The 25928-nt window shown below is 68.2% G+C and carries 28 protein-coding genes and 2 tRNA genes; 14 read left to right on the plus strand and 16 right to left on the minus strand.

Features of this window, described 5'->3' with window-relative positions; all coding sequences use genetic code 11:
* The first annotated feature begins 10 nt into the window (after nt 1-10).
* From D8I30_RS09555 to D8I30_RS09600, 11 genes are all read left to right on the plus strand, one after another.
* Nucleotides 11-1624 (plus strand): AbgT family transporter, encoded by a 1614-nt coding sequence (locus D8I30_RS09555; protein WP_121482539.1) that lies wholly within the window; start codon nt 11-13, stop codon nt 1622-1624.
* Entirely contained in the window at nt 1621-3477 is a 1857-nt protein-coding gene (locus D8I30_RS09560; protein ID WP_121482540.1) for a CocE/NonD family hydrolase, read from the plus strand. Before D8I30_RS09555 ends, D8I30_RS09560 begins: the two co-directional genes overlap by 4 nt.
* Nucleotides 3478-3480: 3 nt before the next feature.
* Nucleotides 3481-4410: a LysR substrate-binding domain-containing protein gene (locus tag D8I30_RS09565; protein ID WP_240387206.1), complete on the plus strand. Its 930-nt coding sequence runs from the start codon at nt 3481-3483 to the stop codon at nt 4408-4410.
* A gap of 444 nt (nt 4411-4854) precedes the next feature.
* A complete protein-coding gene (locus D8I30_RS14435; protein WP_162938852.1) occupies nt 4855-5163 on the plus strand; it encodes an STAS domain-containing protein in 309 nt (102 codons plus the stop codon).
* Nucleotides 5160-5528, plus strand: a complete 369-nt coding sequence (locus D8I30_RS09570) for a response regulator (protein ID WP_121482542.1) — start codon at nt 5160-5162, stop codon at nt 5526-5528. Before D8I30_RS14435 ends, D8I30_RS09570 begins: the two co-directional genes overlap by 4 nt.
* Nucleotides 5525-7519: a chemotaxis protein CheA gene (locus tag D8I30_RS09575; RefSeq protein WP_121482543.1), complete on the plus strand. Its 1995-nt coding sequence runs from the start codon at nt 5525-5527 to the stop codon at nt 7517-7519. Before D8I30_RS09570 ends, D8I30_RS09575 begins: the two co-directional genes overlap by 4 nt.
* The gene (locus D8I30_RS09580) at nt 7516-8037 is read left to right on the plus strand and encodes a chemotaxis protein CheW (protein WP_121482544.1); all 522 of its coding nucleotides are present in this window, start codon (nt 7516-7518) and stop codon (nt 8035-8037) included. Before D8I30_RS09575 ends, D8I30_RS09580 begins: the two co-directional genes overlap by 4 nt.
* Before the next feature lie 20 nt (nt 8038-8057).
* On the plus strand, nt 8058-9737 hold the full coding sequence (locus D8I30_RS09585) for a methyl-accepting chemotaxis protein (RefSeq protein ID WP_121482545.1): 1680 nt from the start codon (nt 8058-8060) through the stop codon (nt 9735-9737).
* A complete protein-coding gene (locus tag D8I30_RS09590; protein ID WP_205570691.1) occupies nt 9737-10225 on the plus strand; it encodes a chemotaxis protein CheW in 489 nt (162 codons plus the stop codon). Before D8I30_RS09585 ends, D8I30_RS09590 begins: the two co-directional genes overlap by 1 nt.
* A 37-nt stretch (nt 10226-10262) precedes the next feature.
* Nucleotides 10263-11114: a CheR family methyltransferase gene (locus D8I30_RS09595; protein WP_121482547.1), complete on the plus strand. Its 852-nt coding sequence runs from the start codon at nt 10263-10265 to the stop codon at nt 11112-11114.
* A 4-nt stretch (nt 11115-11118) separates the two neighbouring features.
* Nucleotides 11119-12207, plus strand: a complete 1089-nt coding sequence (locus tag D8I30_RS09600; protein WP_121482548.1) for a protein-glutamate methylesterase/protein-glutamine glutaminase — start codon at nt 11119-11121, stop codon at nt 12205-12207.
* A gap of 9 nt (nt 12208-12216) precedes the next feature.
* Here D8I30_RS09600 and D8I30_RS09605 read toward each other — a convergent pair whose 3' ends face one another.
* The 8 genes from D8I30_RS09605 to D8I30_RS09640 form a co-directional block, all read right to left on the minus strand.
* Nucleotides 12217-13941, minus strand: a complete 1725-nt coding sequence (locus D8I30_RS09605; RefSeq protein ID WP_121482549.1) for a hypothetical protein — start codon at nt 13939-13941, stop codon at nt 12217-12219.
* A gap of 160 nt (nt 13942-14101) precedes the next feature.
* A tRNA-Ser gene (locus D8I30_RS09610) sits at nt 14102-14191 on the minus strand.
* 98 nt (nt 14192-14289) lie between these two features.
* Entirely contained in the window at nt 14290-15264 is a 975-nt protein-coding gene (locus D8I30_RS09615) for an NUDIX hydrolase (RefSeq protein WP_121482550.1), read from the minus strand.
* A gap of 23 nt (nt 15265-15287) precedes the next feature.
* Complete coding sequence (locus tag D8I30_RS09620) at nt 15288-15881, minus strand: YfbR-like 5'-deoxynucleotidase (RefSeq protein ID WP_121482551.1); 594 nt, start codon at nt 15879-15881, stop codon at nt 15288-15290.
* Between the two features lie 155 nt (nt 15882-16036).
* Nucleotides 16037-16873: a methyltransferase type 11 gene (locus D8I30_RS09625; protein ID WP_162938853.1), complete on the minus strand. Its 837-nt coding sequence runs from the start codon at nt 16871-16873 to the stop codon at nt 16037-16039.
* Between the two features lie 90 nt (nt 16874-16963).
* Nucleotides 16964-17824, minus strand: coding sequence for an AAA family ATPase (locus tag D8I30_RS09630; RefSeq protein ID WP_121482553.1), 861 nt, complete (start codon nt 17822-17824; stop codon nt 16964-16966).
* Between the two features lie 71 nt (nt 17825-17895).
* The gene (locus tag D8I30_RS09635; RefSeq protein WP_121482554.1) at nt 17896-18102 is read right to left on the minus strand and encodes a hypothetical protein; all 207 of its coding nucleotides are present in this window, start codon (nt 18100-18102) and stop codon (nt 17896-17898) included.
* 7 nt (nt 18103-18109) lie between these two features.
* The gene (locus D8I30_RS09640; protein WP_121482555.1) at nt 18110-18532 is read right to left on the minus strand and encodes a hypothetical protein; all 423 of its coding nucleotides are present in this window, start codon (nt 18530-18532) and stop codon (nt 18110-18112) included.
* A gap of 168 nt (nt 18533-18700) precedes the next feature.
* Here D8I30_RS09640 and flbT point away from each other — a divergent pair, with 168 nt between their 5' ends.
* Nucleotides 18701-19126: a flagellar biosynthesis repressor FlbT gene (gene flbT / locus D8I30_RS09645; protein WP_121482556.1), complete on the plus strand. Its 426-nt coding sequence runs from the start codon at nt 18701-18703 to the stop codon at nt 19124-19126.
* Nucleotides 19086-19448: a flagellar biosynthesis regulator FlaF gene (gene flaF / locus D8I30_RS09650; RefSeq protein ID WP_121482557.1), complete on the plus strand. Its 363-nt coding sequence runs from the start codon at nt 19086-19088 to the stop codon at nt 19446-19448. The genes flbT and flaF overlap by 41 nt, the downstream gene beginning before the upstream one ends.
* Before the next feature lie 13 nt (nt 19449-19461).
* Here the strand turns inward: flaF and D8I30_RS09655 are convergent, their stop codons facing one another.
* The 7 genes from D8I30_RS09655 to D8I30_RS09685 form a co-directional block, all read right to left on the minus strand.
* On the minus strand, nt 19462-20100 hold the full coding sequence (locus D8I30_RS09655; protein ID WP_121482558.1) for an exopolysaccharide biosynthesis protein: 639 nt from the start codon (nt 20098-20100) through the stop codon (nt 19462-19464).
* Between the two features lie 80 nt (nt 20101-20180).
* Nucleotides 20181-20369: a DUF3008 family protein gene (locus tag D8I30_RS09660; protein WP_121482559.1), complete on the minus strand. Its 189-nt coding sequence runs from the start codon at nt 20367-20369 to the stop codon at nt 20181-20183.
* Nucleotides 20370-20420: 51 nt separating this feature from the next.
* Entirely contained in the window at nt 20421-21584 is a 1164-nt protein-coding gene (locus tag D8I30_RS09665; protein WP_121482560.1) for an isovaleryl-CoA dehydrogenase, read from the minus strand.
* A gap of 44 nt (nt 21585-21628) precedes the next feature.
* Nucleotides 21629-22504, minus strand: coding sequence for a lysozyme (locus D8I30_RS09670; protein ID WP_121482561.1), 876 nt, complete (start codon nt 22502-22504; stop codon nt 21629-21631).
* Nucleotides 22505-22735: 231 nt separating this feature from the next.
* Nucleotides 22736-24151, minus strand: a complete 1416-nt coding sequence (mgtE, locus tag D8I30_RS09675) for a magnesium transporter (protein WP_121482562.1) — start codon at nt 24149-24151, stop codon at nt 22736-22738.
* Nucleotides 24152-24215: 64 nt separating this feature from the next.
* A tRNA-Leu gene (locus D8I30_RS09680) sits at nt 24216-24300 on the minus strand.
* A gap of 107 nt (nt 24301-24407) precedes the next feature.
* The gene (locus D8I30_RS09685) at nt 24408-24659 is read right to left on the minus strand and encodes a FliM/FliN family flagellar motor switch protein (protein ID WP_003164329.1); all 252 of its coding nucleotides are present in this window, start codon (nt 24657-24659) and stop codon (nt 24408-24410) included.
* Nucleotides 24660-24723: 64 nt separating this feature from the next.
* On the opposite strand from D8I30_RS09685, the gene lipB reads away from it, so the two are divergent.
* Complete coding sequence (gene lipB, locus D8I30_RS09690; protein ID WP_121482563.1) at nt 24724-25440, plus strand: lipoyl(octanoyl) transferase LipB; 717 nt, start codon at nt 24724-24726, stop codon at nt 25438-25440.
* Here the strand turns inward: lipB and D8I30_RS09695 are convergent.
* Nucleotides 25416-25820: a DUF805 domain-containing protein gene (locus D8I30_RS09695; RefSeq protein WP_121482564.1), complete on the minus strand. Its 405-nt coding sequence runs from the start codon at nt 25818-25820 to the stop codon at nt 25416-25418. The two genes, lipB and D8I30_RS09695, sit on opposite strands and share 25 nt — an antisense overlap.
* Between the last annotated feature and the right edge of the window lie 108 nt (nt 25821-25928).

Consider the following 25928-nt stretch of genomic DNA (forward strand, 5'->3'; position numbering starts at 1 on the left):
GGCGCTTTCCATGACGGACACCGAGGCTCCGCCGGCTGACACGGGCCGGCGGAAACGGAACTGGCTCGACCGGATCGAGGCGATGGGCAACGCCCTGCCGGATCCGGTCTTCATCCTGCTGTTCTGCATCGGGGTGCTGGTGGCCGCCTCGGTGGTCGCGGACTTTACTCAGTGGAGCGCGATCAACCCGGTGACGGGCGAGCGGCTGCAGGCCCAGAGCCTGTTGTCCGGGGCCAATGTCGCCCGCCTGCTGGTCGACATGCCCAAGACCCTGACCAGCTTCCCGCCTCTGGGCCTGGTGCTGGTGGTCATGATCGGGGCGGCGGTGGCCGAGCGGTCGGGCCTGTTCGCGGCCCTGCTGGGCGGCGGGGTGAGGCGGCTTCACACCCGCTTCCTGACGCCCGCCGTCTTCATCATCGGCCTGTTCTCGCACCATGCCTCGGACGCGGCCTATGTGGTGCTGATCCCGCTGGCGGCGCTGGTTTACGCCAAGGCCGGACGCCATCCCCTGGCCGGGATCGCCATCGCCTATGCGGGGATTTCGGGAGCCTTTGCGGGCAATGTCATTCCGGGCCAGTTCGACCTGCTGATGCTGGGCATCACCGCCCCGGCGGCGCAGCTTCTGGACCCGAGTTTCACCGTCAATCCGTTGGGCAACTGGTGGTTCACTCTGGCCATCGGCGTGGTCTTCACGCCCATCGCCTGGTTCTTGACCGACCGCGTGGTCGAGCCGCGCCTGGGCGTCTGGGACGGCGACAGCGCGGCGGGCGAGGCGGAGGCGGCCGGCCTCGGCGTGCTGGGGCCGGCTCAGAAGCGCGGCCTGCGGCGCGCGGGCGTCGCCGCCTTGCTGGTCGTCGGCCTGTTCGCCGCCCTGACCCTTTGGCCGGGGTTCAGCCCCCTGGTCGATCATGAGGCCGTCGGGCCGCGCCGCCTGGCGCCCTTCTACGGCGCCCTGATCGCCGCCTTCATGCTGCTGTTCGTCTCGACCGGCTGGGCCTATGGCGCGGCGACGGGGACGATCCGCTCGCACCGCGAGCTGGTGAAGATGATGGCCGAGGGGCTGAAGAGCATGGCCCCCTACATCGTCCTGGCCTTCTTCGCCGCCCATTTCGTCGCCATGTTCAGCTGGTCCAACCTGGGCCCGGTGCTGGCGGTCAAGGGCGCCGAGGGCTTGAAGCAACTGGCCCTGCCGCTGCCGCTGCTGCTGGTCGGCCTCTTGATGATGTCGTCCGTTCTGGACCTGGTCATCGGCTCGGCCTCGGCCAAGTGGAGCGCCATGGCGCCGGTGGTGGTGCCCATGCTGATGCTGCTGGGCGTCTCGCCCGAGATGACCACGGCCTCCTATCGGATGGGCGATTCCATCTTCAACATCGTCACCCCCCTGGCCAGCAACTTCCCCCTGGTGCTGATCATGTGCCAGCAGTGGAAGCCGAAGTTCGGGGTCGGGTCGATGATCGCCCTGATGCTGCCCTACAGCGCCGCCTTCGGCGCGGCGGGGATGCTGCTGATCCTGACCTGGGTCGGGTTCCAGCTGCCCGTCGGACCCGGCGCGCCCGCCGCCTATCATCTGCCACAACCGGCGGCCGCCGCCGCTCCGGTCGTCCCCCAGGTCGTCGCGCCATGACCGATCTGCCGATCCTGTCCGGCGTCCGCGTCCTGCGCGACGTCATGATCCCGATGCGCGACGGCGTGCATTTGGCTGCTGACGTCTATCTGCCGGACAGCGAGGAGGGGCCGCTGCCCGCCCTGCTGGAGCGCACCCCCTACGACCGGCGCGGGACCAACCACGCCGACCGCAGCGCCGCCGATCCGACGCCGCGCTCCAAGCCCGAGATCGCGGTCGAGTTCGCGCGCGGCGGCTACGCCTATGTCCTGGTCGACTGCCGGGGGCGCTACGGCTCCGAGGGCGTCTTCACCAAATACGCCAACGAGGCCGAGGACGGCTTCGACGTCATGGCCTGGCTGGTCCAGCAGCCGTGGTGCGACGGGCGCATCGGCGCCCTGGGTCTGTCCTACGGCGCCCACGTCCAGGCGGCGGCCGCCTGCCTGAACCCGCCCGGACTGCGGGCCATGTTCATGGACTCCGGCGGCTTCGCCAGCGCCTTCCACAGCGGGGTGCGCCAGGGCGGGGCCTTCGAGCTGAAGCAGCTGACCTGGGCCATGAAGCACGCCCGCCTGTCGCCCCTCAGCCAGGACGACCCGGCCCGTCTGGCCGCCCTGAACGCCGAGGACGTGCGCGACTGGATGGCGGTGAATCCGTGGCGGCCGGGCCGAACGCCGCTGGCCGCCGCGCCCGAATACGACGCCTTCATCCAGGACATGTGGCGGCGCGAGACCTTCGACGACTTCTGGCGCGCGCCCGACTTCTGCGCCGCCTGTCATGAGGAGGCGTTCACCGACGCGCCCATGGTCTTCATGAGCAGCTGGTACGATCCCTACGCCCTGTCGGCGACGGACAACTACGCCCGCTTCAGCCGCGCCAAGGCTGGGCCGGTCAAGCTGGTCATGGGGCCGTGGACGCACGGCCAGCGCTCCGTCGCCTTCGCCGGGGACGTGGACTTCGGCCCGTCGGCGACGCTGGACGGCTGTCTGGCGCCCGACTACCTGGCCCTGCGCCGGGCCTGGTTCGACCGCTGGCTGAAGGGGCGGGCCGCGCCCGACTACCTCGAGGCGCCGGTCAGCCTGTTTGTCATGGGCGGCGGCAGCGGGCGACGCACGGCCGAGGGGCGGCTCGACCACGGCGGCTGTTGGCGGGCCGAGGCCGACTGGCCCCTGCCGGGCACGGTGTTCACCGACTTCCACCTGCACGCCGACGGCGGCCTGTCGACCGAGGCGGCCCAGCCGGGCGAGCGCGTCTGGCGTCACGACCCGGCCCATCCCGTGCCGACCATCGGCGGGGCCATCGCCTCGGGCGCGCCGGTCATGGCGGCGGGCGGCTATGACCAGCGCGAGACCGGGGGCCTGTTCGGCGCGACTCAGCCCGGCCGCGCCCTGTGCGACCGCGACGACGTCCTGACGTTCGAGACCGCGCCCCTGGACGCGGCGGTCGAGGTCACGGGGCCGATCACGGCGCGCCTGTCGGTGTCGTCCTCGGCCCTGGACACGGACATCATGCTCAAGCTGGTCGATGTCTATCCGCCCAGCGCCGACTATCCCGAAGGCTACGCCCTGAACTTGACCCACGGCGTGCTGCGCCTACGGTTCCGGGACTCCTTCGCGGCGCCGCGCCCGTTGGTTCCGGGTGAGGTCTATGACGTCGAAATCCAGCTGTTTCCGACCAGCAACCTGTTCGCGGCGGGGCATCGCATCCGCCTGGACGTGGCCGGCAGCAACTTCCCCCACTTCGACGTCAATCCCGGCACGGGCGCTCCGGCGGGCGAGGCCAGCGAGGCCGTGGTCGCGATCAACCGCATCCACACCGGGCCGGCGAGCCTGTCGCGGCTGGTCCTGCCGATCGTTCCGGCGCGCAGGGGCTGAGTGATGGCGCTGGTCTCGGCCGGCGCCCGGCGCCCCATCCGGCTGCGCGCCATGCGCGCCTTCCGCGCCATCCTGCAGCAGGGGTCGGTGACGGCCGCCGCGCGCACCCTGGGCCTGACCCAGCCCGCCGCCAGCCGCCTGCTGGCCCAGCTGGAGCAGGACCTCGGCTTCGAGCTGTTCCATCGCGACCGGGGCCGCCTAGTCCCGACCGCCGACGGCCTGATGCTGTACGAAGAGGTCGAGCGCGCGCTCGACAACGTCGACCGGGTCCAGGATCTGGCGCGGGACATTTCCGACTTCCGCGTCGGTCGTCTGCGTCTGGTCGCCCCGCCCAGCTTCCTGGAAGCGATCCTGCCCGACGTCATCGCCGCCTTCCTGGACCAGTATCCGCGCGTCCACCTGTCCATCGATTCCCACGGGGTGGAGACGACCAAGAGCATGATCGCCTCGCGCGCGGTCGACGCCGGCTTCGTCAAGCTGCCGCTGAACCGCGACGATCTGGACGCGCGCACCGTCCTGGTCAGCGAGACGGCCTGCGTCCTGCCGTCCGACCATCCGCTGGCCGAGCGCGAGGAGGTCACGGCGCAGGACCTGAAGAACACGCCCCTGGTCCTGCTGGGGCAGGGCAGGCGATTCCGCTCCCAGGTCGAGGCCGCCTTCGCCGAGGCCGGGGTCGCCCCGCGCGTGCGGGTCGAGACCCACACCGTGGCCTCGTCCTGCGCCCTGGTCGCGCGCGGCGTCGGGGTCGCCATCGTCAACGAGCGCCTGGCCCAGGCCTATGTCCGCGACCGGACCGTGCTACGGCCCTTCCGGCCTGGAATCCTGCACGAATACGCCTTCGTGGTCTCGAACAGCGTCAAGCCCTCGCGCCTGGCCGAAGCCTTCTTCGCGCTGGCCCTGGCGCAGGGCGCGCCGCCGACGGGCGGCGCCTGACGTCCAAACTCGCCTAGCCCGCCCGAGCGGCGGGTTTCAGCCACGCCTCCCTCTGGTTGCTTTCTCGAGACGCGCCCGTTGCGCGCGCGGTGGCGTTCGCGCGGACAGCTGGCCTCCGCATTGGCATGGACGACCGCGACGCCTCCCTTCGGAAGCTTGATCGCCACGGCGAAATGTCCGCTGAGAGGGCAAAGAATTTGTCCCATCGAAATTTGAATTTCTCAGTGGATCTTCTGTAAGCGCGATGAATCATTTTAAATTCGATCAGAATTTCTTGAATTGCGCATCCATTTTTGAATTCTGATACAATTGAAGGAAAATTATTTTGTTAACTTTTGGGGTAGGTAATTGTCCCTATTTCCAAAATGCTGCGGCCTTATCATTCTCGAAGAGCATTGATTGGTATTTTAGCGTTCAAAGGCATTTGGATAGAAAAAGAAAATTATGGATAAAATTCTTACTTCAGATGCATCGATAACATTGAAACAAGTTTATAGTCTTAAAGAGAATTTAATCTCTGAATTTGGGAATTATAATCATATTGTTGTCGATATAAGCGATGACTGTTGCGTGGATTTGTGTGGATTGCAGCTCATTGAGTCCGCGCGTTGCTACGCGACGTTGACCGGAAAGCGCCTGTCATTGTCACGGCCCGCGGAGCATTTGCGTTCGCTTCTCAATGACGCAGGCTTCCTTGCAGGCGGATCGTCTGACGCCGTCAGCTTCTGGTTTCATGAAGAGCCGGCGCAATGACTGCCTCTATTCTTACCGTCGACGACTCGCCCAGTATCCGGGTCGCGTTGAAGATCGCCCTGAGTAACGCTGGCTATTCGGTCACCGAGGCCGCCAACGGCGCGGAGGGCATAGACAAGGCCCGGGCCGCCGACTTCGACCTGATCATCACCGATCTGAACATGCCGGTCATGGACGGGCTGACCATGATCGAGGAAATGCGCCGCCTGCCCGAGCTGATGGGCGTGCCGATCGTCTTCCTGACCACTGAGTCCGACGCCGCCATGAAGGACCGGGCAAGGGCGGCCGGCGCTACGGGCTGGCTGACCAAGCCTTTCGATCCCGACCAGCTGGTGCGTATCGCCAAGAAGGTGCTCGGTCGATGAGCGACGACGCCATCGCCGTTTTTCAGGTCGAGGCGCGAGAAAACCTGGAACTGATCGAACAGGGTCTGCTGGACCTGCTCGACCGTCCCGAGGATCGCGATCTGGTCGACGCCGTTTTTCGCGGCCTTCACACCCTGAAGGGGTCGGGCGCCATGTTCGGCTTCGACGCCCTGGCCGCCTTCACCCACCATTGCGAGAGCGCCTTCGAGCGGGTCCGCAAGGACGAGGTCGCGGCGACTGCGGACCTGGTGTCGGCCGTCCTGGCCGCGCGGGACCATATGCGTCGCCTGATGGAGGACCCGTCGGGCGATCACGCCGCGGCGGGCGACCTGTTGCTGGCCGATCTGGAGCGAGCGGTGCGTGAGGCGGAAGCGATCGCCCCCACGTTCGCCGCGCGGCCGGGCATGACGACCTGGCGCATCCGGTTCGACCTGCCGTCCAACGCCTTCAGGAACGGCGTCAATCCCTTGGCGCTGCTGGCGGAGTTGCGCGACCTGGGCGAAGCTTCCGTGGTCGCCGACATGTCGCGCGTGCCGCCCTTGAACCTCATCGAGCCGACCGACCATTACCTGGCCTGGGACGTGCTTCTGACCACCGACCAGGGCCGCGCCGCCATCGAGGACGTCTTCATCTTCGTCATGGACGACATGACCCTGGAGATCGAGGCGGTCGAGGACGCGGCGTGCATCGAGGGCGGAGAGACGGAAGCCGCGATGGTCCAGCCCGCCGCCGCCCTGGCGGACCCGATGCCTAACCCGGCGACGGCGCCTGCCGTCGGCGATCCGGTTGACGTCGATGTGGCTCGGCCCGTCCGGATCGCGGAGAGCGTTCGGGTCCCGGCGGATCGCCTGGACGAATTGATGGACCGGGTCGGCGAACTGGTCATCGCCCAGTCGCGGCTCGGCCAGATCGCCCACGCCAGCGCGGACCCGCTCCTGCGCGCGGTGTCGGAAGACATCGGCCGCCTGTCGGGAGAGCTGCGCGACACCATGATGGTCTTGCGCATGGTCCCGGTGGCGACCCTGTTCGGCCGCTTCCGGCGTCTGATCCATGATCTGGCGCGCGAGACGGGCAAGGCCATCGAACTCTCCACGGACGGCGAAACGACGGAAATCGACAAGACCGTCATCGAGCGCCTGGCCGATCCGCTGATCCACCTGATCCGCAACGCCGCGGATCATGGGCTGGAGCAGCCCGAAGACCGCGTCGCCGCGGGCAAGACCGAGACCGGCTCCATCTGCCTGTCGGCGCATCAGTCGGGCGGCGAGGTGGTCATCGTCATCCGCGACGACGGCCGAGGCATCGACCGCGAGCGGGTGCGGGCCAAGGCCGAGGCCCAGGGGCTGATCGAGCCCGGGGCCGCGATCAGCGACCATGACCTGCTGCAGATGATCTTCCATCCGGGCTTCTCCACGGCCCAGGCGGTCACCAATCTGTCGGGGCGCGGCGTCGGCATGGACGTGGTCAAGCGGACGATCGACAGCCTGCGCGGCTCCATCGACGTCGCCAGCCGCCCCGGCGAGGGCTCGGAGGTGTCGCTGCGCATCCCCTTGACCCTGGCCATCATCGACGGCCTGCTGGTTCGCGTGGGGCAGGGGCGCTACGTCATCCCCCTGAGCGCCGTCGAGGAATGCCTCGAGCTGTCATTGGACGAGGACCGGCGCTCGCGCGGGCGAAGCTTCATTTCCCTGCGCGACCGGCTGGTGCCCTTCCTGCGCCTGCGCGAACTGTTCGCCACCGGAACCCCGCCCGAACTTCACCAGAAGGTCGTCGTCGTCTCCAGCGGCGAGGAAAGGATCGGCCTGGTCGTCGACCAGATCATCGGCGACCACCAGACGGTCATCAAGTCGATGTCCAAGCTGCACGCGAGCCTGTCGACCTTCTCGGGCGCGACCATTCTGGGCGACGGGGGCGTCGCCTTGATCCTCGACATCGCCAATCTGGTCGCCATGGGCCAGGAGCAGGAGGCGCAGATGCGTGAAGCCGTATGAGCGCCCAGGACGACGTCGCGCCGGCGGCGGGCTGGACCGGCGCCGAACAGGTTGAAGTCCTGACCTTCGAGTTGAGCGGGGAGTTGTTCGCGCTCGACGCCGTGCGGGTGCAGGAGATCATCGACCTGGCGCCCGAGACCGTGGTGCCGGGCGCCGATCCCTTCGCCGGATCGGTGATCAACTTCCGCGGCAAGGTCATCCCCCTGGCCGACTTGCGGGTCGCCTTCGACCTCGAGATCGGCGCTTTCACCATCGACAGCCGCATCGTCGTCATCGAGATCGAACTCGACGGCGAGCAGACGCTGGTCGGCCTTCGCACCGACAAGGTCCACGAGGTCACCACCCTGGAGCGCTCCGCTAGCGAGGCTCCGCCCAGCGTCGGGATGCGCTGGCGCCCCGAATTCATCCAGTGCCTGGTGAAGCGAAAGGACGAGTTCATCGTCGTTCCCGCGCTCCAGGCCATTTTCAATCAGCACCAGGACGCCCGCCAGCCGGTCGCGTCCCAAACTCGCCACTGACCGGCCTTTAGGGATCCATCATGCGTTTGACTATTAAAGCAAAACTCACTCTGACGTTTGCTGTCCTCATAGTGGCCCTGGCCACGGTTGTCGGCGTTTCCATTTCGCGGATGGGCTCGCTGAACCAGTCCATCAATAACGTGATCGAAGGGCCGGCGGCGCAATTGGCGCGCGCCCAGACCATCGCGACCGAATACGGAGCCGTTGTTCGCAGAGAGCGCGGGATGGCGCTGACCGTCGACCCCGACACGAACCGCCAGCTCGACGGACAGATTCAGAAAAGCCGCGACCAGATCGACGCCTTGCTGAAGACGGGAATCGAGGGGGCTTCCGAGAAGGGCAAACCGGCATGGCTGCGCCTTGAAGCGGCATGGAACCGATACAAGCCGGTCAGCGACCAGATCCGCCGCCTGGCCCTGTCGAACGACAACGCCGGCGCCGCGAGCCTGACCTTGGGTGAGGCCCGCCGGATCAACGCCGAGGTTGAAGAGGCCTCTGCCGCTATCGTCGAGCTGAGCGAACAGATGATGTCCGATGCGGCCAAGGACACCGACGAACTCTACGCCAGCTCTCGCGCGGCCTTGATCATGGTGGCGGTCGTCGCCCTGCTTCTGGCCCTGGCCGGTGCGGTGTGGATCTCGGTCATCATCAGCCGCGGTCTGAATCGCGCCAACACGATCGTGCGGGCCGTCGCCGATGGCGACCTGACGCAGACCGTCGCCGTCACGACGCGCGACGAAATCGGCGACATGCTGGGCCACGTCAACGCCATGATCGAGCGCCTGCGGGGCATTGTGAGCGACGCCCTGTCGGCGGCCGACAACGTTTCTTCGGGCAGCCAGGAGCTGTCGTCGACCTCGGAACAGATGAGCCAGGGCGCGACCGAACAGGCCGCCGCCGCCGAACAGGCCTCGGCCTCGATGGAAGAGATGGCCGCCAACATCAAGCAGACCGCCGACAACGCCGCCCAGACCGAGAAGATCTCGCGTCAGTCGTCGCGTGACGCCGAGGTCAGCGGCGAGGCCGTCAACCGCGCCGTCGACGCCATGCGCACCATCGCCGACAAGATCGGCATCGTGCAGGAGATCGCCCGCCAGACCGACCTGTTGGCCCTGAACGCGGCCGTCGAGGCCGCCCGCGCCGGCGAGCACGGCAAGGGCTTCGCCGTCGTCGCCTCGGAAGTGCGCAAGCTGGCCGAACGCAGCCAGACGGCCGCCGCCGAGATCAGCGCGGTCTCGGGCGACACCGTCAAGGCCGCCCAGGAAGCCGGCGAAATGTTGCAGCGCCTGGTGCCCGACATCCGCAAGACCGCCGAACTGGTGTCCGAGATCAGCGCCGCCTGCCGCGAACAGGACATCGGCGCCTCGCAGATCAACGAGGCCATCCAGCAGCTCGACAAGGTGACCCAGCAGAACGCCGGCGCCTCCGAAGAGATGTCGGCCACCTCCGAGGAACTGGCCGCCCAGGCCGAGGAACTGCAGACCTCGATCGCCTTCTTCCGCACCGACGCCGCCGGCGCCCGCAACGCGCCGCGTCCGACGGCCTCCGCCTCGACCTTCGCCCCCGTGCGCCCGGCGGCCAAGGCCGCTCCGGCCCGGCCCGCCGTGCACCAGCAGCAAGCTCGCGCCAAGGGCTTCGCCCTGGACATGGCCACGGGCGGCGCCGACGCCGAGGACATGGACTTCCGGGTGAGCGCCTGATGTCGGGCGCCGCTGAGGGCCAGTACGTCACCTTCGGCCTGGGCGACGAGACCTTCGCCGCCCCGGTCGGACTGGTGCGTGAAATCCTGACCTATCAGACCCCCTCGCGCATCCCCAACGGCCCGCCCTATCTGCTGGGGCTGACCGACGTGCGCGGGCGGGGCGTGCCCACGGCGGATCTGCGGATCCGCCTGGGCATGGCGCCGGTCGAGCCGACCCTGAACACCCGCATCCTGGTGCTGGATATCCCGGTCGAGGAGCGCATTCTCAGCCTGGGTCTGGTCGCCGACCGGGTCTATGAGGTCACCGGCTTCGCCGCTGAAGAGATCGAGCCCTCGCCCGACATCGGGGTGAAGTGGCGCTCGGACTACATCTCGGGCGTGGTGCGCCGGTCCGACGGCTTCGTCGTCCTGATCGACCTGGCCCGCCTGCTGTCCACCACGGACGCGGCGATGCTGGAGTCGGCGGACATGGACAGCGCGGCCTGACGGCCGCGCGTCCCCCGCACCTCGCGAAGGAAGTTCCTTGGCTGCAGCCTCTCTCCTGTCCGCCGCGCCCGTAGATCAGATCAGCGCCCGCAATTTCGAACGGCTGGCCCGCTACATCTACGACTACAGCGGCATCAAGATGCCCTCGTCCAAGCGGACCATGCTGGAGGGGCGGCTGCGTCGCCGCCTGCGCCATACGGGTCACGCCACCTTCGACGACTATTGCGATCATCTGTTCGACGGCGGCCTGGACGGCGGCGAGACCGTCTTCCTGATCGACGCGGTCACCACCAACAAGACCGACTTCTTCCGCGAGCCGCGGCACTTCGACTTCATGACCGAGCGGGTGCTGCCCGAGTATCTGGCCGTTGGCAAGCGTCGCATCCGCGCCTGGAGCGCCGCCTGCTCGACGGGCGCCGAGCCCTACACCATGGCCATGGTGATGCAGCGCTTCGCCGACGAGCACGGCGGGCCCGACTTCCACATCCTGGGCACGGACCTGAGCACCGAGGTGCTGGAGACGGCCCTGCGCGGCGTTTACGCCAACGAGATGCTGGCCCCCGTGCCCGCCGAGATGCGCCGCTGGGTCATGCCGGCGCGGGACAGCCGTCGCCGCGAGGCGCGCATCCATCCGTCGCTGCGGGCCAAGCTGTCGCTGGCGCGGCTGAACCTGATGGACGACAGCTATGCGGTCGGCGAGCCCTTCGACCTGATCATGTGCCGCAACGTGCTGATCTATTTCGACAAGCCGACCCAGGGCCGGGTGCTCAAGCGCCTGTGCGACCGGCTGAAGCGCGGCGGCTTCCTGTTCATCGGCCATTCCGAGAGCATCACCGGCATCGACCTGCCGCTGACGACCGTCGCCAACACCGTGTTCCGAAAGACCTGAATTCATGCCCAAGGTTCGCGTCCTGGTCGTCGATGACTCGGCCAGCGTCCGCCAGACCATGGTCGACGTCCTGTCCGCCGATCCGGCGATCGAGGTCATGGGCGTCGCCGCAGACCCCTTCGTCGCCGCCCGCCGCATCGCCGAAGACGTGCCCGACGTCATCACCCTGGACGTCGAGATGCCGCGCATGGACGGCATCACCTTCCTGCGCAAGATCATGTCGCAGCGACCGATCCCGGTGGTCATGTGCTCCTCCCTGACCGAGGCCGGGTCCGAGACCCTGATGCAGGCGCTGGAGGCGGGCGCCGTCGACGTCATCCTGAAGCCGCGCATCGCCGCCGCCGATCATCTGGCCGAGGTCGGGGACCGCATCCGCGACGTGGTCAAGGCCGCCGCCCGCGCGCGCCTCAACGCCCGCCCCGGCGCGCGGCGCGCGACGCTGAAGCCGCTGGAGCCCGACGCCAAGCTGACCGCCGACGCCGTCCTGCCGCCGCCCAGCGGCGCCGCCATGGCCCGCACGACCGAGATGGTCGTCTGCATCGGCGCCTCGACGGGCGGCACCGAGGCCCTGCGCGAGGTGTTGCAGGCCCTGCCGGCCAACGCCCCGGGCGTGGTGGTCGTCCAGCATATGCCCGCGGGCTTCACCGCCGCCTTCGCCAAGCGTCTGAACAGCGTCTGCGAGGTCGAGGTCAAGGAGGCCCGCCACGGCGATCCGGTGCTGCGCGGCCATGTCCTGATCGCGCCCGGCGACAAGCATCTGCTGCTCGAGCGCCAGGGGGCCCGCTATCAGGTGGCGATCAAGGACGGCCCGCCGGTGTCGCGCCATCGTCCTTCGGTCGATGTCCTGTTCCGCTCGGCCGCCCGCGCCGCGGGACGCAACGCCCTGGGCGTGATCATGACCGGCATGGGCGACGACGGCGCGCGCGGCCTGCTGGAGATGAAGGAGGCAGGGGCCTGCACCCTGGCCCAGGACGAGGCCACCTCGGTCGTCTTCGGCATGCCGCGGGAGGCCATCGCGCGGGGCGCGGCGCTGAAGGTCGCTCCCCTGGAGCAGATCGCCGGCGAGATCATGCAGGTCGACCGCCGCCGCTGACGGCAGCGGTCAGAACAGCAGGTCGTCGAACTCGTCTTCCGCTGGGGCGGAGGGCGCGACGGCCTCGTCGGCGGCGGCGCCGATCGCGTGGCCGGCGTGGATCGTGCGCTCGCGCGCCATGGTGTAGCACAGGGCGATCTCGTCCATCGCCGCGGTCACGACGTCAGCGATTTCGGCCAGGGTCTCGTCGGCCGGCCCGGCCCGTTCGGTCAGGGCGATGGCCGCCGCGTGCAGCGTCTCGCCCAGATCTTCTCTCAGACCCAGCTGGCCGGTCGCCAGTTCCAGCGACCGCGCGGTCTCGGCGCCCGTGGCGCCCAACTGGCCCAGGTCATGCTCGATGACGTCGGCGGCGCGGCGCAGGCGGCCGCTGACGCTGTCCAGCCGGGTCGCGTCGATCGCGGCGACGGCCTTGTCGGTCATGTCCTCGGCCGCGGACGCCAGCCGCGTGAGGGCGTCCAGGGTCTGGTCCGCCGACTCCTCCAGCTGGACGGCGTGGCTGCTCAGCTCCAGGGCGATGACGTTCAGCGGCTTGCCGACCTCGCCCAGCCGGTTGCAGCTCAGGCTGCTGTTGATGGCCATCTGCTGGATGTCGCGCTTGACGCCGAAGATGACGTCCACCCGATGGGTCAGGGTCTCGACCGTCGAGGCCGTCTGATCGCTGATGCGATTGGCGTTGTCCATCGCCGCGCCGACGTCGCCGACCAGGACGCGGGCCTGGGCCAGGCCGCTTTCCAGGTCGCGCAGCCCGCCGGAGCCTTGCGTGTCCGCCAGGCCCTTGAAGGCCAGGATCTGCGCCGTGTCCTGGGCCATGCCGTCCAGGCTCTGGGCCACCTTGGCGGCTTCCGTTTCGAAGGCCGAGGCGGTGTCCCCCATCTGGTCGGCCAGCAGGCGGACCAGGCGACGCTCGGCGCGCGCACGGGAGTCCGGGGCCAGGCCGGAGGCCGCCAGCCGCGCCGTCGTGACGCTGAGGCCCGTCTGGACGTGCTCGATGCGCTGGCGGGTGATGTCGCCGATCTGCAGCGCGGTCAGGGCGCGGGCGACCTTCATCTGGATGTCGCGCGCGATGGCGGCGACCGAGGCGGTGACTGCGGCGATCCGGGCGTGGTGCACGCCGATGGCCTGGGCGTCGATCGCCAGCTTGTCCGGGACGGCGGGGATGACCGCCTGATATTTGCCGCTGAGCACCTGCTCGAAATCCAGCGCGTCCGACAGCTGCCGGTCCAACTGCGACAGTTGGCGGGCCAGTTCGTCCAGCTCGCCGCCGCCGACATCCAGCTGGCTGCACATCTGTTCGGCGAAGCCGCTGAATTCGTCCGACGCGGCCCCGATCGCGCTGGCGGTGATCTTCACGTTCATGGCGAAGGCGCGGAGATACCGCAGGGTCTGGCGCATCTCGTCGATGTGCGACGCCAGGATGCCGCCGGTCTCGCGTAGGCGGCGCATCCGCACGATCCGCTCGTGCTGGGCGTCGGGAAGGGCCGTCAGCCCGTCAGCGGTCGACAGCAGGTCGCGCGTCGTGCCCGACACCGTGTCGGCGTTCAGGGCCGACCCCAGGTGGTCCAGGGAATCGATCAGCCGCCCGACCATGTCCAGCGACCCGGCCAGCCGCCCCCCGGCGTCCGAGAAGCGCGCCTCGATCTGTCCACGGGCGGATTCGAGTTGGTCGGAAATCGCCGAGAGCGAAGGATCGACCGGCGCGGCGACGTCGAGGTGAGGATGATCTGCAGTCTGCACGAAAGGCTCTTGTCTCGAATTATCGAGCCAAGTTAGTCGCGACATGACAACTGAGGGTAAAGATGCGCTTCAAAGCCTGGGACGCGGAACAGCGAGGCCGCTGGCGTGGCGCGCGCCCCGTTTCCCGAGAAACGCGATATCTGATGACCGGGGAATTAAATGGCGGAGAGGGGGGGATTCGAACCCCCGGTACGCTTCCACGTACGCCGCATTTCGAGTGCGGTACATTCAACCACTCTGCCACCTCTCCGCGGGTCGAAAGTCCCAAATGGGGCTGAGCGAGGGGCTTCTCTAGTCAAAGGCGGCGCTGGCTGCAAGCCACCTGGGCGAAGAAATTTGAACGGCCGTTCAACGTTGTCCCGGAAGCGACAGGCCGAAGGCGCCGCCGTCGCCCGGCTCGGGCCGGACGTGGCGGAAAAGTTCAGCGGGGCGGCCGCCGGTGTCGCTGGCGAACACGCCCGTGGGCTGGACCAGGCCGGCGCGCTCCACGCCCCGACGGAAGTTCTGCTTGTGCAGCGAAAGGCCTGCGACGGCTTCCGCGGCGGCCTGCAACTCGGAGAGGGTGAAGGTCTCGGGCGTCAGGTCGAACAGGACGGGCCGATACTTCAGCTTGCTGCGCAACCGGCCGACCCCGGTGGCGAGGATGCGGCGGTGATCCGAGGTCATGGGCAGGTCGCCCAGGGCGGGGGGCGTCGGGCGCTGGTGGTCGCGCGCGGATTCGGCCAGCAGCCCCGCCTCGTAGAGCAGTTCGTAGCGTTCCAGCACCCGCTCTTCGTTCCAGCGGGCGTTCGGCGACAGGGCGAAGAGCGACTCGGCGCGGCCGCGGCGGGCGGCGTCGTCCCCGGCCCAGGCCGACAGGGCGGCGCCGAGGCGCTCCACTAGGGCCGGGCGGCCCCGGCGCCAGTCCTCCCACGGGAAAATGTCGAAGATCGGCGTCCAGGCGGCGTCCCGGCCCGAGGCGCCGAAGCTGGGGTCGTCGGGCGCGTCGGCGGTCAGGGCCAGGTAGCCGACCGAAACCTCGCGCGCCTGGTCGGGGCCGGGCGTGGCCCGCGGCGAGGCGCGCCCCAGGTCGCCGAAGGTGTAGAGCTGTTCGACGAAGCCAAGGGGAAAGCCGGTCTGCGCCGCCACGAAGGCACGCAGGGCGAGCTCGAACGTCCGGTCGCGCGCCGGGTCGAAGGGGCCGAAGGGCAGGGCGGGTGCGCCGTCGGGGGCATGGGTGGTCAGGACCGCGGCCTCGCGGTTCCGCAGGGCGATGATCACCGCCGACAGGCCGATCCTTATGCCGGTCTGAGAGGCCGCAGCCCCCGTCCGCCCCTGCGCCATGCCTCTCCCTTGCGCCAGTCGCTCTATTCCGTGTGCCAGGCGTCGGCGCCGGGCAGGATGCCGACAGCTTCGGCCAGAACGCGGTAGCGGTCCAGATAGCGCTGCTGGGCCACGGCGGCGGGCAGGGGCTCGATCACCAGGTCATAGCCCGCCGGCGGGGCGCCGAAGATCTGCAGGGACTCGCGTCGGGTAAAGCCGGCCAACTGCGTCGCCTCATAGAAGGCGCAGGCCCTGTCCGCCTTCTTGATCAGGGTCTTGATCGTCTTGGGCGTCTTGGGCGGCAGTTGGAAGCGAACGTGGATGGCGGCCTCGAGCCGCGCCTCGAAATCCTTGTAGCCGGCGCCGAGCGCCGATTTGAACGGCGAGATCATGTCGCCGATGACGTATTCCGAGGCGTCGTGCAGCAGGGCGGCCAGGCGCCACTTCGGCTCCAGCCCCGGCCGGATGTGGGCGGCGATCTCCTCGACCACGAGGGAGTGCTGGGCCACCGAGAAGGCGTGCTCGCCGATGGTCTGGCCGTTCCAGCGGGCGACCCGGGCCAGGCCGTGGGCGATGTCCTCGATCTCGATGTCGAACGGCGACGGGTCGAGCAGGTCCAGGCGACGGCCCGACAGCATCCGCTGCCAGGCGCGCGGCGGTTTAGGCGTCCTGATCCGGGGCGTCGGCGCCGGCTCATCGTGTTCTTCGGCCAAGTTCGAATTCCTGCGCATGGGGCAGGTGAGGTGACTCAGACCGAACGTCCGATCAAGGGCAGGCGTTGCGATAGGTGGGGTTAATCCCCGACGTTGAGCGTCACGAGCGCCTTGGCGGCGTCGAACAGGCGGTTTTCGTTGCGATCCTTGCTGCGGACGGTGGCGATGACGATGGGGCCGCCGACCGGGCCGCGCGCCTCATAGCCCACGGTGCGCCAGCCGCTTTCCGACGTCCGATCGGCGGTCATCATGAAGGTGGCGCGCACAGCCTCGCCCGGCGCGCTGGTCTGCACGCGGGCCGCGCCGTCGGTCGCGTCGATGTTCACCGACTTGTCGGGGGAGGCCACCTTGACGTTGCCGGACTTGTCGTCGGCGCGGATCGTCAGTCCGCCGATGCGGATGTCTGCCCGATCCCCGTCGGCCTTGATGCTGATGCCCGGCAGTCGCACCGAGGCCTTGTCGTCCTGAGCGTGCACGCGGACGGGGCCGGCGATCACATGGGCCGTGTCGCGCGCCGCCTCGTCGGCCGCCTGCGCGGCGGCGTCCGCGCCGGCCTGGGCGACGTCAGCCGCTGCCCTGGCGTCCACGGCGGCCTGGGCTTCCGGCAGGGAGGCGGAGAGCCGGGTCTCGAAATCCTTGAGCACCTGATGGACGGAGGCGTTGTCCAGCTTCACCAGCTGCAGGGTGACTTCCGACCCACGCGGGCCTCCGTAGATGCAGGTGGCGCCCTCGGCCTGGGCGGATCCCTTGCGCGTCAGCACGCCCTGGGTCTGCGGGCATTGCAGGGCGTCGACCACCTTGAGCACGCCGGGCGAGTCCTTGCCCGACGAACGGGTGCTGATGCGCACGCCGCCGCCGCTGTCGCAGGCGGCGGTCATCAGCGCCAGGGCGATTACGGGCCAGGTGATCTGTTGCATGGTCGGCTCCATTCCAAGGGCGATTGTGCGCCTTGCGCGCCGCCAAGCCAGTGAAATCGCGGTAATCGAAGGTGACGGAAGGAGGGCGGGTCAGCCGCCGGGCCGCATTCCGTCGCGGCGCGCCAGGAAGGCCAGCCGCTCGAACAGGTGCACGTCCTGCTCGTTCTTCAGCAGAGCGCCGTGAAGCGGAGGGATCAGCTTGCCCGGCGTCTTCTCGCGCAGGGTCTCCGGCGCCACGTCGTCGACCAGCAGCAGCTTCAGCCAGTCGAGCAGTTCCGAGGTCGAGGGCTTCTTCTTCAGCCCCGGCGTGTCGCGGATTTCATAGAAGGTCTTGAGCGCCTCGGAGACCAGGCGCGGCTTGATGCCGGGGAAGTGGACCTCGACGATGTCCTGCATGGTCTCGGCGTCGGGAAAGCGGATGTAGTGGAAGAAGCAGCGGCGCAGGAAGGCGTCCGGCAGCTCCTTCTCATTGTTCGAGGTGATGACGACGACGGGGCGGACTTCTGCGCGGATCGTCTCGTCCATCTCCTGGACGTAGAATTCCATGCGGTCGAGTTCCTGCAGCAGGTCGTTGGGGAACTCGATGTCGGCCTTGTCGATCTCGTCGATCAGCAGGACGGGGCGGACGGGAGAGGTGAAGGCCTCCCACAGCTTGCCCTTCTTCAGATAGTTGCGGACGTCGTGGACCCGTTCGTCGCCCAGCTGGCTGTCGCGCAGGCGGCTGACGGCGTCGTATTCATACAGGCCGTTGTGGGCCTTGGTCGTCGACTTGACGTGCCAGGTGATCAGCGGCGCGTTCAGCGCCCGGGCCAGTTCATAGGCCAGGACCGTCTTGCCGGTGCCCGGCTCCCCCTTGATCAGAAGCGGCCGTTCCAGCGCCACCGCTGCGTTCACCGCGACCTTCAGATCGTCGGTGGCGATGTAGCTGGACGTGCCTTCGAACCGGCTCATGTCGGACCTGCTCCATTCCGGGGGAAGGGAGCAGGTAGCTTAAAGGAACGCGCCTGAACAGGCGCAGGGCGTCAGGTGATGCGCTTGGCCGACACCGGGTCGCTGGCGGGGAAGGTCTCTTCGACGCCCTCGTCGATCAGGGCTTCCTGGCGGCTCTCGGCGCCCTTGGTCTTGTCTTTCAACTGGTCGGCCTTGCCTTCCTCGCGCGCGGCGCGCTTGGCCGGAGGGGTGTTCGGATCGGCGTCTTCCTGAGCCTTGGTCGGGTGGCGTTCGGTCATGAATCCCTCACTTTTCAGGGCCGTAGCCCAGGTCCTCGATGTCGTCGTCGGAAAGGCGCTTGGCCTCCCAATGGGCGGCGCTGGCCTGGGCGCCGCGCTGGTTGCGCATCAGGCCGGAATAGACCAGCTCGACCTCGTCCGGCCCCGGCGCGGGGCCGCCGTCGGAGTCGGCTTCGCTGAGGCGCGTGCTGTCGACGCCCAGCAGGGCGTCAGCCTCGGCCTCGACTCCGTCCAAGGCCAGTTCTTCGTCCAGGTCGACCGCGTCTTCGTCGAAGGGGGCCTCGTCGGCGTCGCCTTCCATCTGGGTGACGTCCAGCACGTCCTCGGCCTCGTCGAACGACAGATCGCCGTCGCCCTCGTCGTCGAGGTGGGTCTCGTCAAAGACCTCGGCCTGATCCTGGCCGTCGAAGTCGATGTCCGGCGCCGCCATGGTTTTATCTCCTTCCAGTTTGATCAACGGCGCAGGCTCAGGCTGCGTTCCGTCGTCGCGCTTCGGTTCGGGATCAACTGGGGAAGGAAGGGATGGTTAACCACGTCGGTTTACAGTTTCCTCAGCTGCCCGCCGTCACCGTGAGGGCGGCGCCACGGAGACCTTCCCTTGCCTCTGAAACTGTCGCTGAAGCCCGGCGAGAAATTCGTCCTGAACGGGGCCGTCGTCCAGAACGGCGACCGTCGTGGCGTCCTGATCCTGCAGAACAAGGCCAGCGTCCTGCGCGAGAAGGACATCATGCAGCCCGAGGACGTGACCACGCCCGCGCGCCGCATCTATTTCCCGGTCATGATGATGTATCTGGACGAAGCTGAGGCGCCGAAATTCTATGACGAATTCGCCCTTCGCCTGACCGAATTCATGGGCGTGGTGCGCAACCCGGACATCCTGACGGAATGCGTCGCCTGCTCCAAGCACGTCCTGGCGCGGCAGTATTACAAGGCCCTGATGGGCGCTCGCAAAATCGTCGATTACGAAGACCAAAGGCTCGGTAATGTCGCTTCAGGCGTACAAGACGGCGGCCACGCGGGCTGAAACCCCGCGTGAGATGGAGTACCGGCTTTTCGGCCAGGTGACGCGCGCCCTGATGCACGCCTCGACCCTGGATAAGTCGGACCTGGCCGGGCGCATGGATGCCCTGGACTGGAACCGGCGGCTGTGGTCGGCCCTGTCGACGGCCTGTTCGGATCCGTCCAACGCCATGCCCCACGCCTTGCGCGCCCAGATCATCTCGCTGAGCCTCTTCATCAACCGCCACACCTCGGAAGTGATGCGGGGCGGCGACGACTTCACGACCCTGATCGACATCAACCGGATGATCATGCAGGGCCTCGGCGGCGCGTCGGACGCGGCCTGAGCCTGTTCGCCGCCTAGAACAGGCTCGCGGCCCAGTGGACGAGGCCGCTGACGATGGCGGTGACGGTGGTCCACACTAAGGCCAGATAGATCCCGCAGACCGCTGTGCCCAGAAAGCCGGCGATGACGAAAAGCCCGTCGCGCTGGATCACGGCCATGCCGAACAAGGCCAGCGTCAGGCCGGGCAGGGCGTCGCCCAGAGGCACCGGCAAGGCCATCATCAGCGCCAGCAGGATGCAGGTGAGGCCGACGGCGACGTCGGCGATCTCGCCGGTCAAGGCGGGCCAGCGCGGCCGGGTCAGGCGCTCGACGCGGTCCAGACGCGGCAGGATCTTCGCCGTCGCGGCGCGATAGGCCGGGCGGCTCACCGACAGGTTGAGCAGCCATCTCGGCAGCCAGACTTCGTCGCGTTGGAGCGCCATTTCGGCGGACAGCAGGATGATGGGGATGGCGAAGACCGCCTTTCCGCCCGGCGGCCAGGGAAACAGCGCCATCAGCGCCAGGAGCAGGATCAGGGCGCCGAAGCCCCGTTCGCCGAAGGCCTCGACCATCTCGCGCAGGCTGAGCTTGGGGTCCTCGCCCACGCCCAGGCCCTCCAGAACGTCGGCGAACGTCCGGCTCTCATCGGGGGACGGCAGGGGAACGAGCGTCATCGAGCGGGACTCAAGGCGTTGGGATCGCCAAGGTAGGGAGCGGAGCGGCCCGACGCCATCCCTCGCGCGCAACGGCGGCTTTAATGCTTTGAGACGTGCTCGGGTTTGCCCTTGCGCCGGGTATGGGCGAGCTCTTCCAGTTGCTCTTCGGTCATCGATTCCATCATGGACTTCGACGCGCCCCTCAGCCTGGACTTGGGCGTTTCGCCGCGCTTGGCCGACAGGGCGGCTCCGGCGGCCTTCTGCTGGGCGGCGGATCTGGCGGGCATGACGATCTCCTTTCGAGTGAAAGGCAACCGCCCGCCCGCCTCAGGGTTCCGTCAGCTTCCCAGAAGCTCGCGGCCGATCAGGAAGCGGCGGATTTCATTGGTGCCGGCGCCGATGTCGTAGAGCTTGGCGTCGCGGACCAGGCGCTCGACCGGCCATTCCTTGGTGTAGCCGGCGCCGCCCAGGGCCTGGACGGCCTCCAGCGTGACCTTCACGGCGTTTTCCGAGGCCAGCAGGATGGCGCCCGCCGCGTCGTAGCGGGTGGTCAGGCCCTGATCGCAGGCGCGGGCGACCGCATAGACATAGGCGCGGGCGCTGTTCAGGGCGACATACATGTCGGCCACCTTGCCCTGCATCAACTGGAAGGAGCCGATGGCCTTGCCGAACTGCTTGCGGTCGCGGACGTAGGGTAGGACCACGTCGAGGGCGGCCTGCATGATGCCCAGCGGACCGGCCGACAGCACGGCGCGTTCATAGTCCAGGCCGCTCATCAGCACGGCCGCGCCGCGCCCTTCGCCGCCCATGATGTTCTCTTCGGGGACTTCGCAGTCCTCGAACACCAGCTCGGCCGTGTCCGAGCCGCGCATCCCCATCTTGTCCAGCTTCTTGGAGACCGAAAAGCCCTTCATGCCCTTTTCGATCAGGAAGGCGGTGACGCCGCCGTTGCCTTCGCCCGTCCGCGCATAGACCACCAGGGTCTCGGCGTGGGGGGCGTTGGTGATCCAGAATTTCGTGCCGTTCAGGACGTAGCGGTCGCCCTTCTTCTCGGCGCGGGTGCGCATGGACATGACGTCCGAGCCCGAACCGGCCTCGGACATAGCCAGGGAGCCGACGTGCTCGCCCGAGATCAGCTTGGGCAGATACTTCGCTTTCTGCTCCGGCGTGCCCCAGCGGCGGATCTGGTTGACGCACAGGTTGGAGTGGGCGCCGTAGCTCAGGCCGATCGAGGCCGAGGCGCGGCTGACCTCCTCCATCGCCACGACGTGTTCGAGGTAGCCGAGGCCGAGGCCGCCGAACTCTTCCTCGACGGTGATGCCGTGCAGGCCCAGCTCGCCCATCTCGGGCCACAGGTCGCGGGCGAACTCGTTCTTTTCGTCGATTTCGGCGGCGCGGGGGGCCAGCCGTTCGGCGGCCCAGCGGGCGGTGGTGTCGCGGATGGCGTCAGCGGTCTCGCCGAGGCCGAATTCCATGGATTGGGGCGCGAAGGGAATGCTCATGCCGCAAGGCGTAGCATCGTGCGCGGACTTCGCAAAGACGCCTGTTAGCGGGACCGTTTGTGCTTCGCGGCGCTCGTCGAAGCGCCCTTGCCGCGCAGGCCGCTCCAGGCTGTCACCCCAATGAAGACCAGGCCCGTGATGGCCAGGCCGGCGCCGATCAGGATGGTCGCGTCGCTGGAGGCCGGGGCGCCCAGGGCGCGGTGCAAGGCGGCGATTCCCGCGATGAAGGCCAGGACTCCGACGCCGCCGATGAACAGGACGGCGCCCTTGTCACCGAGTGGTGCGTCGGAGGCGGCGGCGCGCGCCTCATGACGCATGACCGGGACCGTGGGCGGGGCGGCGTCGGTGGGCGGCTCGGCGGTTCCCGGCCCGCGCACCGGGGCGGTCAGAAGGGCCTCTAGCGGAGCGGGCCTGTCGGCCGGGGCGTCGAACAGGGCGCGTTCGGCCGAGCGGCGGCGATACAGGGCGTCGACCGGGGGCGAGGCGCGCTCGGGCCAGGCGGACAGGGCGACGGCGGCCTCGGCCGGGGCGCCGGCGTCCAGCTTGGCCTGCACGTCCGATCCCTGGAAACGCTCCAGGCCGATGGAGAAGATGAAGCTGGCCAGGGCGTCGAACTGATGCTGGTTCAGCGGCAGGCGAACCCGCTCGTTCAGCAGGGCGACGATGGGCATCAGGTCGTATTGCAGCAGCAGTTCGGCCTCGGCCTCGCTGATCACGGCGCCGGGGCGGGCCGAGCGCGAGTGGCCGTAGCCGATGACGGGCGTCCCGTCGCGGCGCAGCACGGTGCGCGGGCGGAAGCCCTCGAAGCTCTTGATCAGCAGAAGGCCTTCTCTCGAGACCTTGCGGCGTTGCGGCGCGGCTGCGGACACGGACTGACCCAATTCGAAACGGGCGTTCTCGCCCGACAGGCGAGGGAGCAAGCCGCGTTCCGAAACGACCTGGGCCGTTTCAGGCCAGGTGTCGGTCTAAGGTTTTCCTATATTTTCTATTGATTTCATTCGTCATTCTCGGGCTTGTCCCGAGAATCCATAAACATGACGGCTGCAATTCGGGACTCGGCGCTCGCCTGTCGCCCGTTGAGTCTATGGATCCTCGGCACAAGGCCGGGGATGACGGAAGAGGGGCTCAGAATATGGGCCCCAGCATCGCCGTCAGAGCAGGACAATGGTCGCCAGGCCGAGGAAGATAAGGAAGCCGAAGAAGTCGGTCGTCGCCGTCACGAAGACGGCCGAGGACACGGCCGGGTCGAACTTCAGTTTCGCCAGGCTCAGCGGAGTAAGAACGCCCACGCTGGCCGCGACCAGCAGGTTCAGGATCATGGCCGCGCCGATGACGGCGCCGATGCGCCAGTCGTGGAACCAGAAGCCCGCCGCCAGGCCGATCAGGGGCGCCAGGATGAAGCCGTTGGCCAGACCCACGGCCATCTCGCGCCAGAAGGTGCGCAGGGCGTTGGAAGCGTTCAGCTCGCGCGTCGCCAGGGCGCGCACGGTGACGGTCAGGGCCTGGGTCCCCGCATTGCCGCCGATGGCCGAGACGATAGGCATCAGCACGGCCAGGGCGACGATCTCCTGGATGGTGCCCTCGAACAGGGCGATGACGCTGGCGCCCAGGACGGCGGTGAAGAGGTTGATGCCCAGCCAGGGCACGCGGCCGCGCACGATCTCCAGCACGCTGGACGACCGGTCCTCGTCGGAGACGCCGGCCAGGCGCAGGATGTCCTCGCGGTTCTCTTCCTGGATGATGTTGACCACGTCGTCGACGGTCAGCTGGCCGACCAGCCGCCCGCCCGCATCGACCACGGGCGCCGAGATCAGGTGGTATTTCTCGAAGATGTAGGCGACCTCTTCCTGGTCGACGTCCACCTCGATGACGTTCACCGGCGCCATCAGTTCGGTCAGGGGCGTGGTGCGCGGGCTGCGCAGCATGCGGCTGATGGCGACCCCGCCGATCGGCCGGTTCATCGGGTCGACGACATAGATGTCGAAGAAGAGTTCGGGCAGGTCGTCGCCCTGGGCGCGCACGTGGTCGATGGTGTCGCCGACGTTCCAGAACTGCGGCGCGGCCATGAACTCGCGCTGCATCAGGCGCCCGGCCGAATCCTCTTCGTAGCCGAGCGAAGATTCGATGGCGGCGCGCTCGACCTCGGGCATGGCGGCCAGAACGCGCTCACGCTGATCCTCCTCCAGGTCCTCGACGACCGAGGCGGCGTCGTCCGAATCCAGCTCCTGCAGGGCTTCGGCCAGGGTGGCCGAGGGGACGCGCTCCAGCACCTTCTCGCGGATGCCGTCGTCCATTTCGGGCAGGGCTTCGGCCAGCAGGTCCGGCGGCAGCCACTGGACCACGACCGAGCGGTGCTCGGCGGTCAGGAAGCCCATCAGGTCGGCGACGTCGGCAGGGTGCAGGTCTTCCAGCAGGCTGCGCAGCCGCATGCCGTCGCCGTCGTCCGCGGCGTCCACCACCTTTTCGACGAAGGCCGCCGTCAGGGCATAGTCTTCGCCCAGGGGCGCGTGATCGGTTTCGATATTCAGCTCTTCGGGGCGCAGAGGGGCGGAATCCGTGTGGGTCACGTGTCTGCCTCCTCTGGAGTTGATGTCAGCTGTATGTAGCCGAGATTCGCCCTGTCAGATCAGATGGTGCGGTCGAGAAGACTCGAACTTCCACGGGTTGCCCCACAGCGACCTCAACGCTGCGCGTCTACCAATTCCGCCACGACCGCTCGCATCGGAGGGCGGGCAATAGCGGAGAGAGAGCGGAAAGAAAAGAGCGTTTTGCGGAAATAGCGGCGGGCGGCGCAATTCCCTCTCCTGATGCGAGAGGGAAGCCTTAGGCGGCGCCGGCCATGAAATCATACACATCCGCGGGCCGCGTCACCGTGATGGCGATGCGGTCGTCGCGAATCTCGATCTCGCCGCGCGCGACCGGGTGGTTGTTGGCCAGGATCCAGACTTCGTCCTTTTCCGAGGCGTCCAGCGGAATCACCGCGCCGCGTCCCATGCGCAGCAGTTGCTGCATCGGCAGGACCGAACGGCCCAGCACGACCGAAATCTCGACATCGACGGCTTCGATCTGGCTCAAGACGACACTCGCAATTCAACGGGCGGACCTTGCGCCGCCGCGTTCGTCCCCACATTGAAGCCTCATGCTTGCCGAGCCGTTAAACATCTCCGACCGTCCGCTGTTTCGCGCCGATGGACGGCCCGTCGAATGGGCCGTGTCGTCCGGCTATGTCGACTACGCCGCCGCCGAGGCCGCCATGGAGGCGCGCGTCGCCGCCATCGCCGCCGGGGAGGCCGAGGAACTGGTCTGGCTGCTGGAGCATCCGCCGCTCTACACCGCAGGCGTCTCGGCCAAGGACGACGACCTGCTGGCCCCCGACCGCTTTCCGGTGCATCGCACGGGGCGGGGCGGTCAGTTCACCTATCACGGCCCGGGCCAGCGGGTGGCCTATGTCATGCTGGACCTGAACCGGCGCGGCAAGGACGTGCGGGGCTTCGTGCACGGGCTGGAGGACTGGATCATCGGCGCGCTCGACCGCTTCGGCGTCGAGGCCGGGATGCGCGAGGGCCGGGTCGGCGTTTGGGTCGAACGCAAGGGCGCGGGATGGAGCCGCGAGGACAAGATCGCCGCCATCGGCGTCAAGGTCCGCAAATGGGTCAGCTTCCACGGCATCAGCCTGAACGTGGAGCCGGACCTGGAGCACTTCGGCGGCATCGTGCCGTGCGGCATCACCGAGCACGGGGTGACCAGCCTGGTCGACCTGGGCGTTCTGGCGACGATGGACGAGGCGGACGACGCGCTGAAGTCGTCCTTCCAGCGGGTGTTCGGCCCGGTTCAGCCGGGCGTCGCCCCGCTCTGAACGCCCTTGCCGGGCGCGGCGCCGTAGCGATTGAAGCCCGCCTGGCCGGGCAGCAGGACCAGATCGATCACGACCAGAACCAGGGCGGCCGCCGCGACCCAGTCCAGCAGGCCGTGCGGCAACGGCCAGGCCAGGACCAGGGCCAGCAGGATCAGGCCGCTCCACCAGCCCGACCGACCGCGATCATGCAGCCGCTGCGACAGCAGGCAGGCTCCGGCGTAGAGCAGGGCCGCCGCGATCGCGCCGTCGACCCAGGCGGGCAGGGCGGTCAGGCGCTCGACGGCGCAGCCTGCCAGCAGCAGGGATCCCCCGCCCAGGACGAAAGGCAGGCGCCCGATCCGCCCGGTGGAGTTCAGAAACAGGTCGGCCAGAAGGGTCATCAGGCGGTCGTCGGCCTCAAGGCAAGGGGAGGGACAGGCCTAGTCGCGGCGGCGGCGTTCGTAAACCAGGGCGTCGCGGCGTCGCACATTCGACGAAAGAGTGGCGAG

Origin of the sequence: Brevundimonas naejangsanensis, assembly GCF_003627995.1 — a bacterium.
Classification (GTDB): Bacteria; Pseudomonadota; Alphaproteobacteria; order Caulobacterales; family Caulobacteraceae; genus Brevundimonas; species Brevundimonas naejangsanensis_B.

Excerpts from the sequence above, each read along its gene's own strand:
- D8I30_RS09635 (WP_121482554.1), bottom strand. The coding sequence starts at position 18,102 with ATGACCGAACGCCACCCGACCAAGGCTCAGGAAGACGCCGATCCGAAC.
- flaF (WP_121482557.1), top strand. The coding sequence starts at position 19,086 with ATGTCGCTTCAGGCGTACAAGACGGCGGCCACGCGGGCTGAAACCCCG.
- D8I30_RS09580 (WP_121482544.1), top strand. The coding sequence starts at position 7,516 with ATGAGCGCCCAGGACGACGTCGCGCCGGCGGCGGGCTGGACCGGCGCC.
- D8I30_RS09590 (WP_205570691.1), top strand. The coding sequence starts at position 9,737 with ATGTCGGGCGCCGCTGAGGGCCAGTACGTCACCTTCGGCCTGGGCGAC.
- D8I30_RS09640 (WP_121482555.1), bottom strand. The coding sequence starts at position 18,532 with ATGGCGGCGCCGGACATCGACTTCGACGGCCAGGATCAGGCCGAGGTC.
- D8I30_RS09615 (WP_121482550.1), bottom strand. The coding sequence starts at position 15,264 with ATGGCGCAGGGGCGGACGGGGGCTGCGGCCTCTCAGACCGGCATAAGG.
- D8I30_RS09585 (WP_121482545.1), top strand. The coding sequence starts at position 8,058 with ATGCGTTTGACTATTAAAGCAAAACTCACTCTGACGTTTGCTGTCCTC.
- D8I30_RS09555 (WP_121482539.1), top strand. The coding sequence starts at position 11 with ATGACGGACACCGAGGCTCCGCCGGCTGACACGGGCCGGCGGAAACGG.
- D8I30_RS09600 (WP_121482548.1), top strand. The coding sequence starts at position 11,119 with ATGCCCAAGGTTCGCGTCCTGGTCGTCGATGACTCGGCCAGCGTCCGC.
- D8I30_RS09625 (WP_162938853.1), bottom strand. The coding sequence starts at position 16,873 with ATGCAACAGATCACCTGGCCCGTAATCGCCCTGGCGCTGATGACCGCC.
- D8I30_RS09620 (WP_121482551.1), bottom strand. The coding sequence starts at position 15,881 with ATGCTGTCGGGCCGTCGCCTGGACCTGCTCGACCCGTCGCCGTTCGAC.
- D8I30_RS09565 (WP_240387206.1), top strand. The coding sequence starts at position 3,481 with ATGGCGCTGGTCTCGGCCGGCGCCCGGCGCCCCATCCGGCTGCGCGCC.
- D8I30_RS09575 (WP_121482543.1), top strand. The coding sequence starts at position 5,525 with ATGAGCGACGACGCCATCGCCGTTTTTCAGGTCGAGGCGCGAGAAAAC.
- D8I30_RS14435 (WP_162938852.1), top strand. The coding sequence starts at position 4,855 with ATGGATAAAATTCTTACTTCAGATGCATCGATAACATTGAAACAAGTT.
- D8I30_RS09665 (WP_121482560.1), bottom strand. The coding sequence starts at position 21,584 with ATGAGCATTCCCTTCGCGCCCCAATCCATGGAATTCGGCCTCGGCGAG.
- D8I30_RS09560 (WP_121482540.1), top strand. The coding sequence starts at position 1,621 with ATGACCGATCTGCCGATCCTGTCCGGCGTCCGCGTCCTGCGCGACGTC.
- D8I30_RS09695 (WP_121482564.1), bottom strand. The coding sequence starts at position 25,820 with ATGACCCTTCTGGCCGACCTGTTTCTGAACTCCACCGGGCGGATCGGG.
- lipB (WP_121482563.1), top strand. The coding sequence starts at position 24,724 with ATGCTTGCCGAGCCGTTAAACATCTCCGACCGTCCGCTGTTTCGCGCC.
- D8I30_RS09655 (WP_121482558.1), bottom strand. The coding sequence starts at position 20,100 with ATGACGCTCGTTCCCCTGCCGTCCCCCGATGAGAGCCGGACGTTCGCC.
- D8I30_RS09570 (WP_121482542.1), top strand. The coding sequence starts at position 5,160 with ATGACTGCCTCTATTCTTACCGTCGACGACTCGCCCAGTATCCGGGTC.
- D8I30_RS09630 (WP_121482553.1), bottom strand. The coding sequence starts at position 17,824 with ATGAGCCGGTTCGAAGGCACGTCCAGCTACATCGCCACCGACGATCTG.
- D8I30_RS09660 (WP_121482559.1), bottom strand. The coding sequence starts at position 20,369 with ATGCCCGCCAGATCCGCCGCCCAGCAGAAGGCCGCCGGAGCCGCCCTG.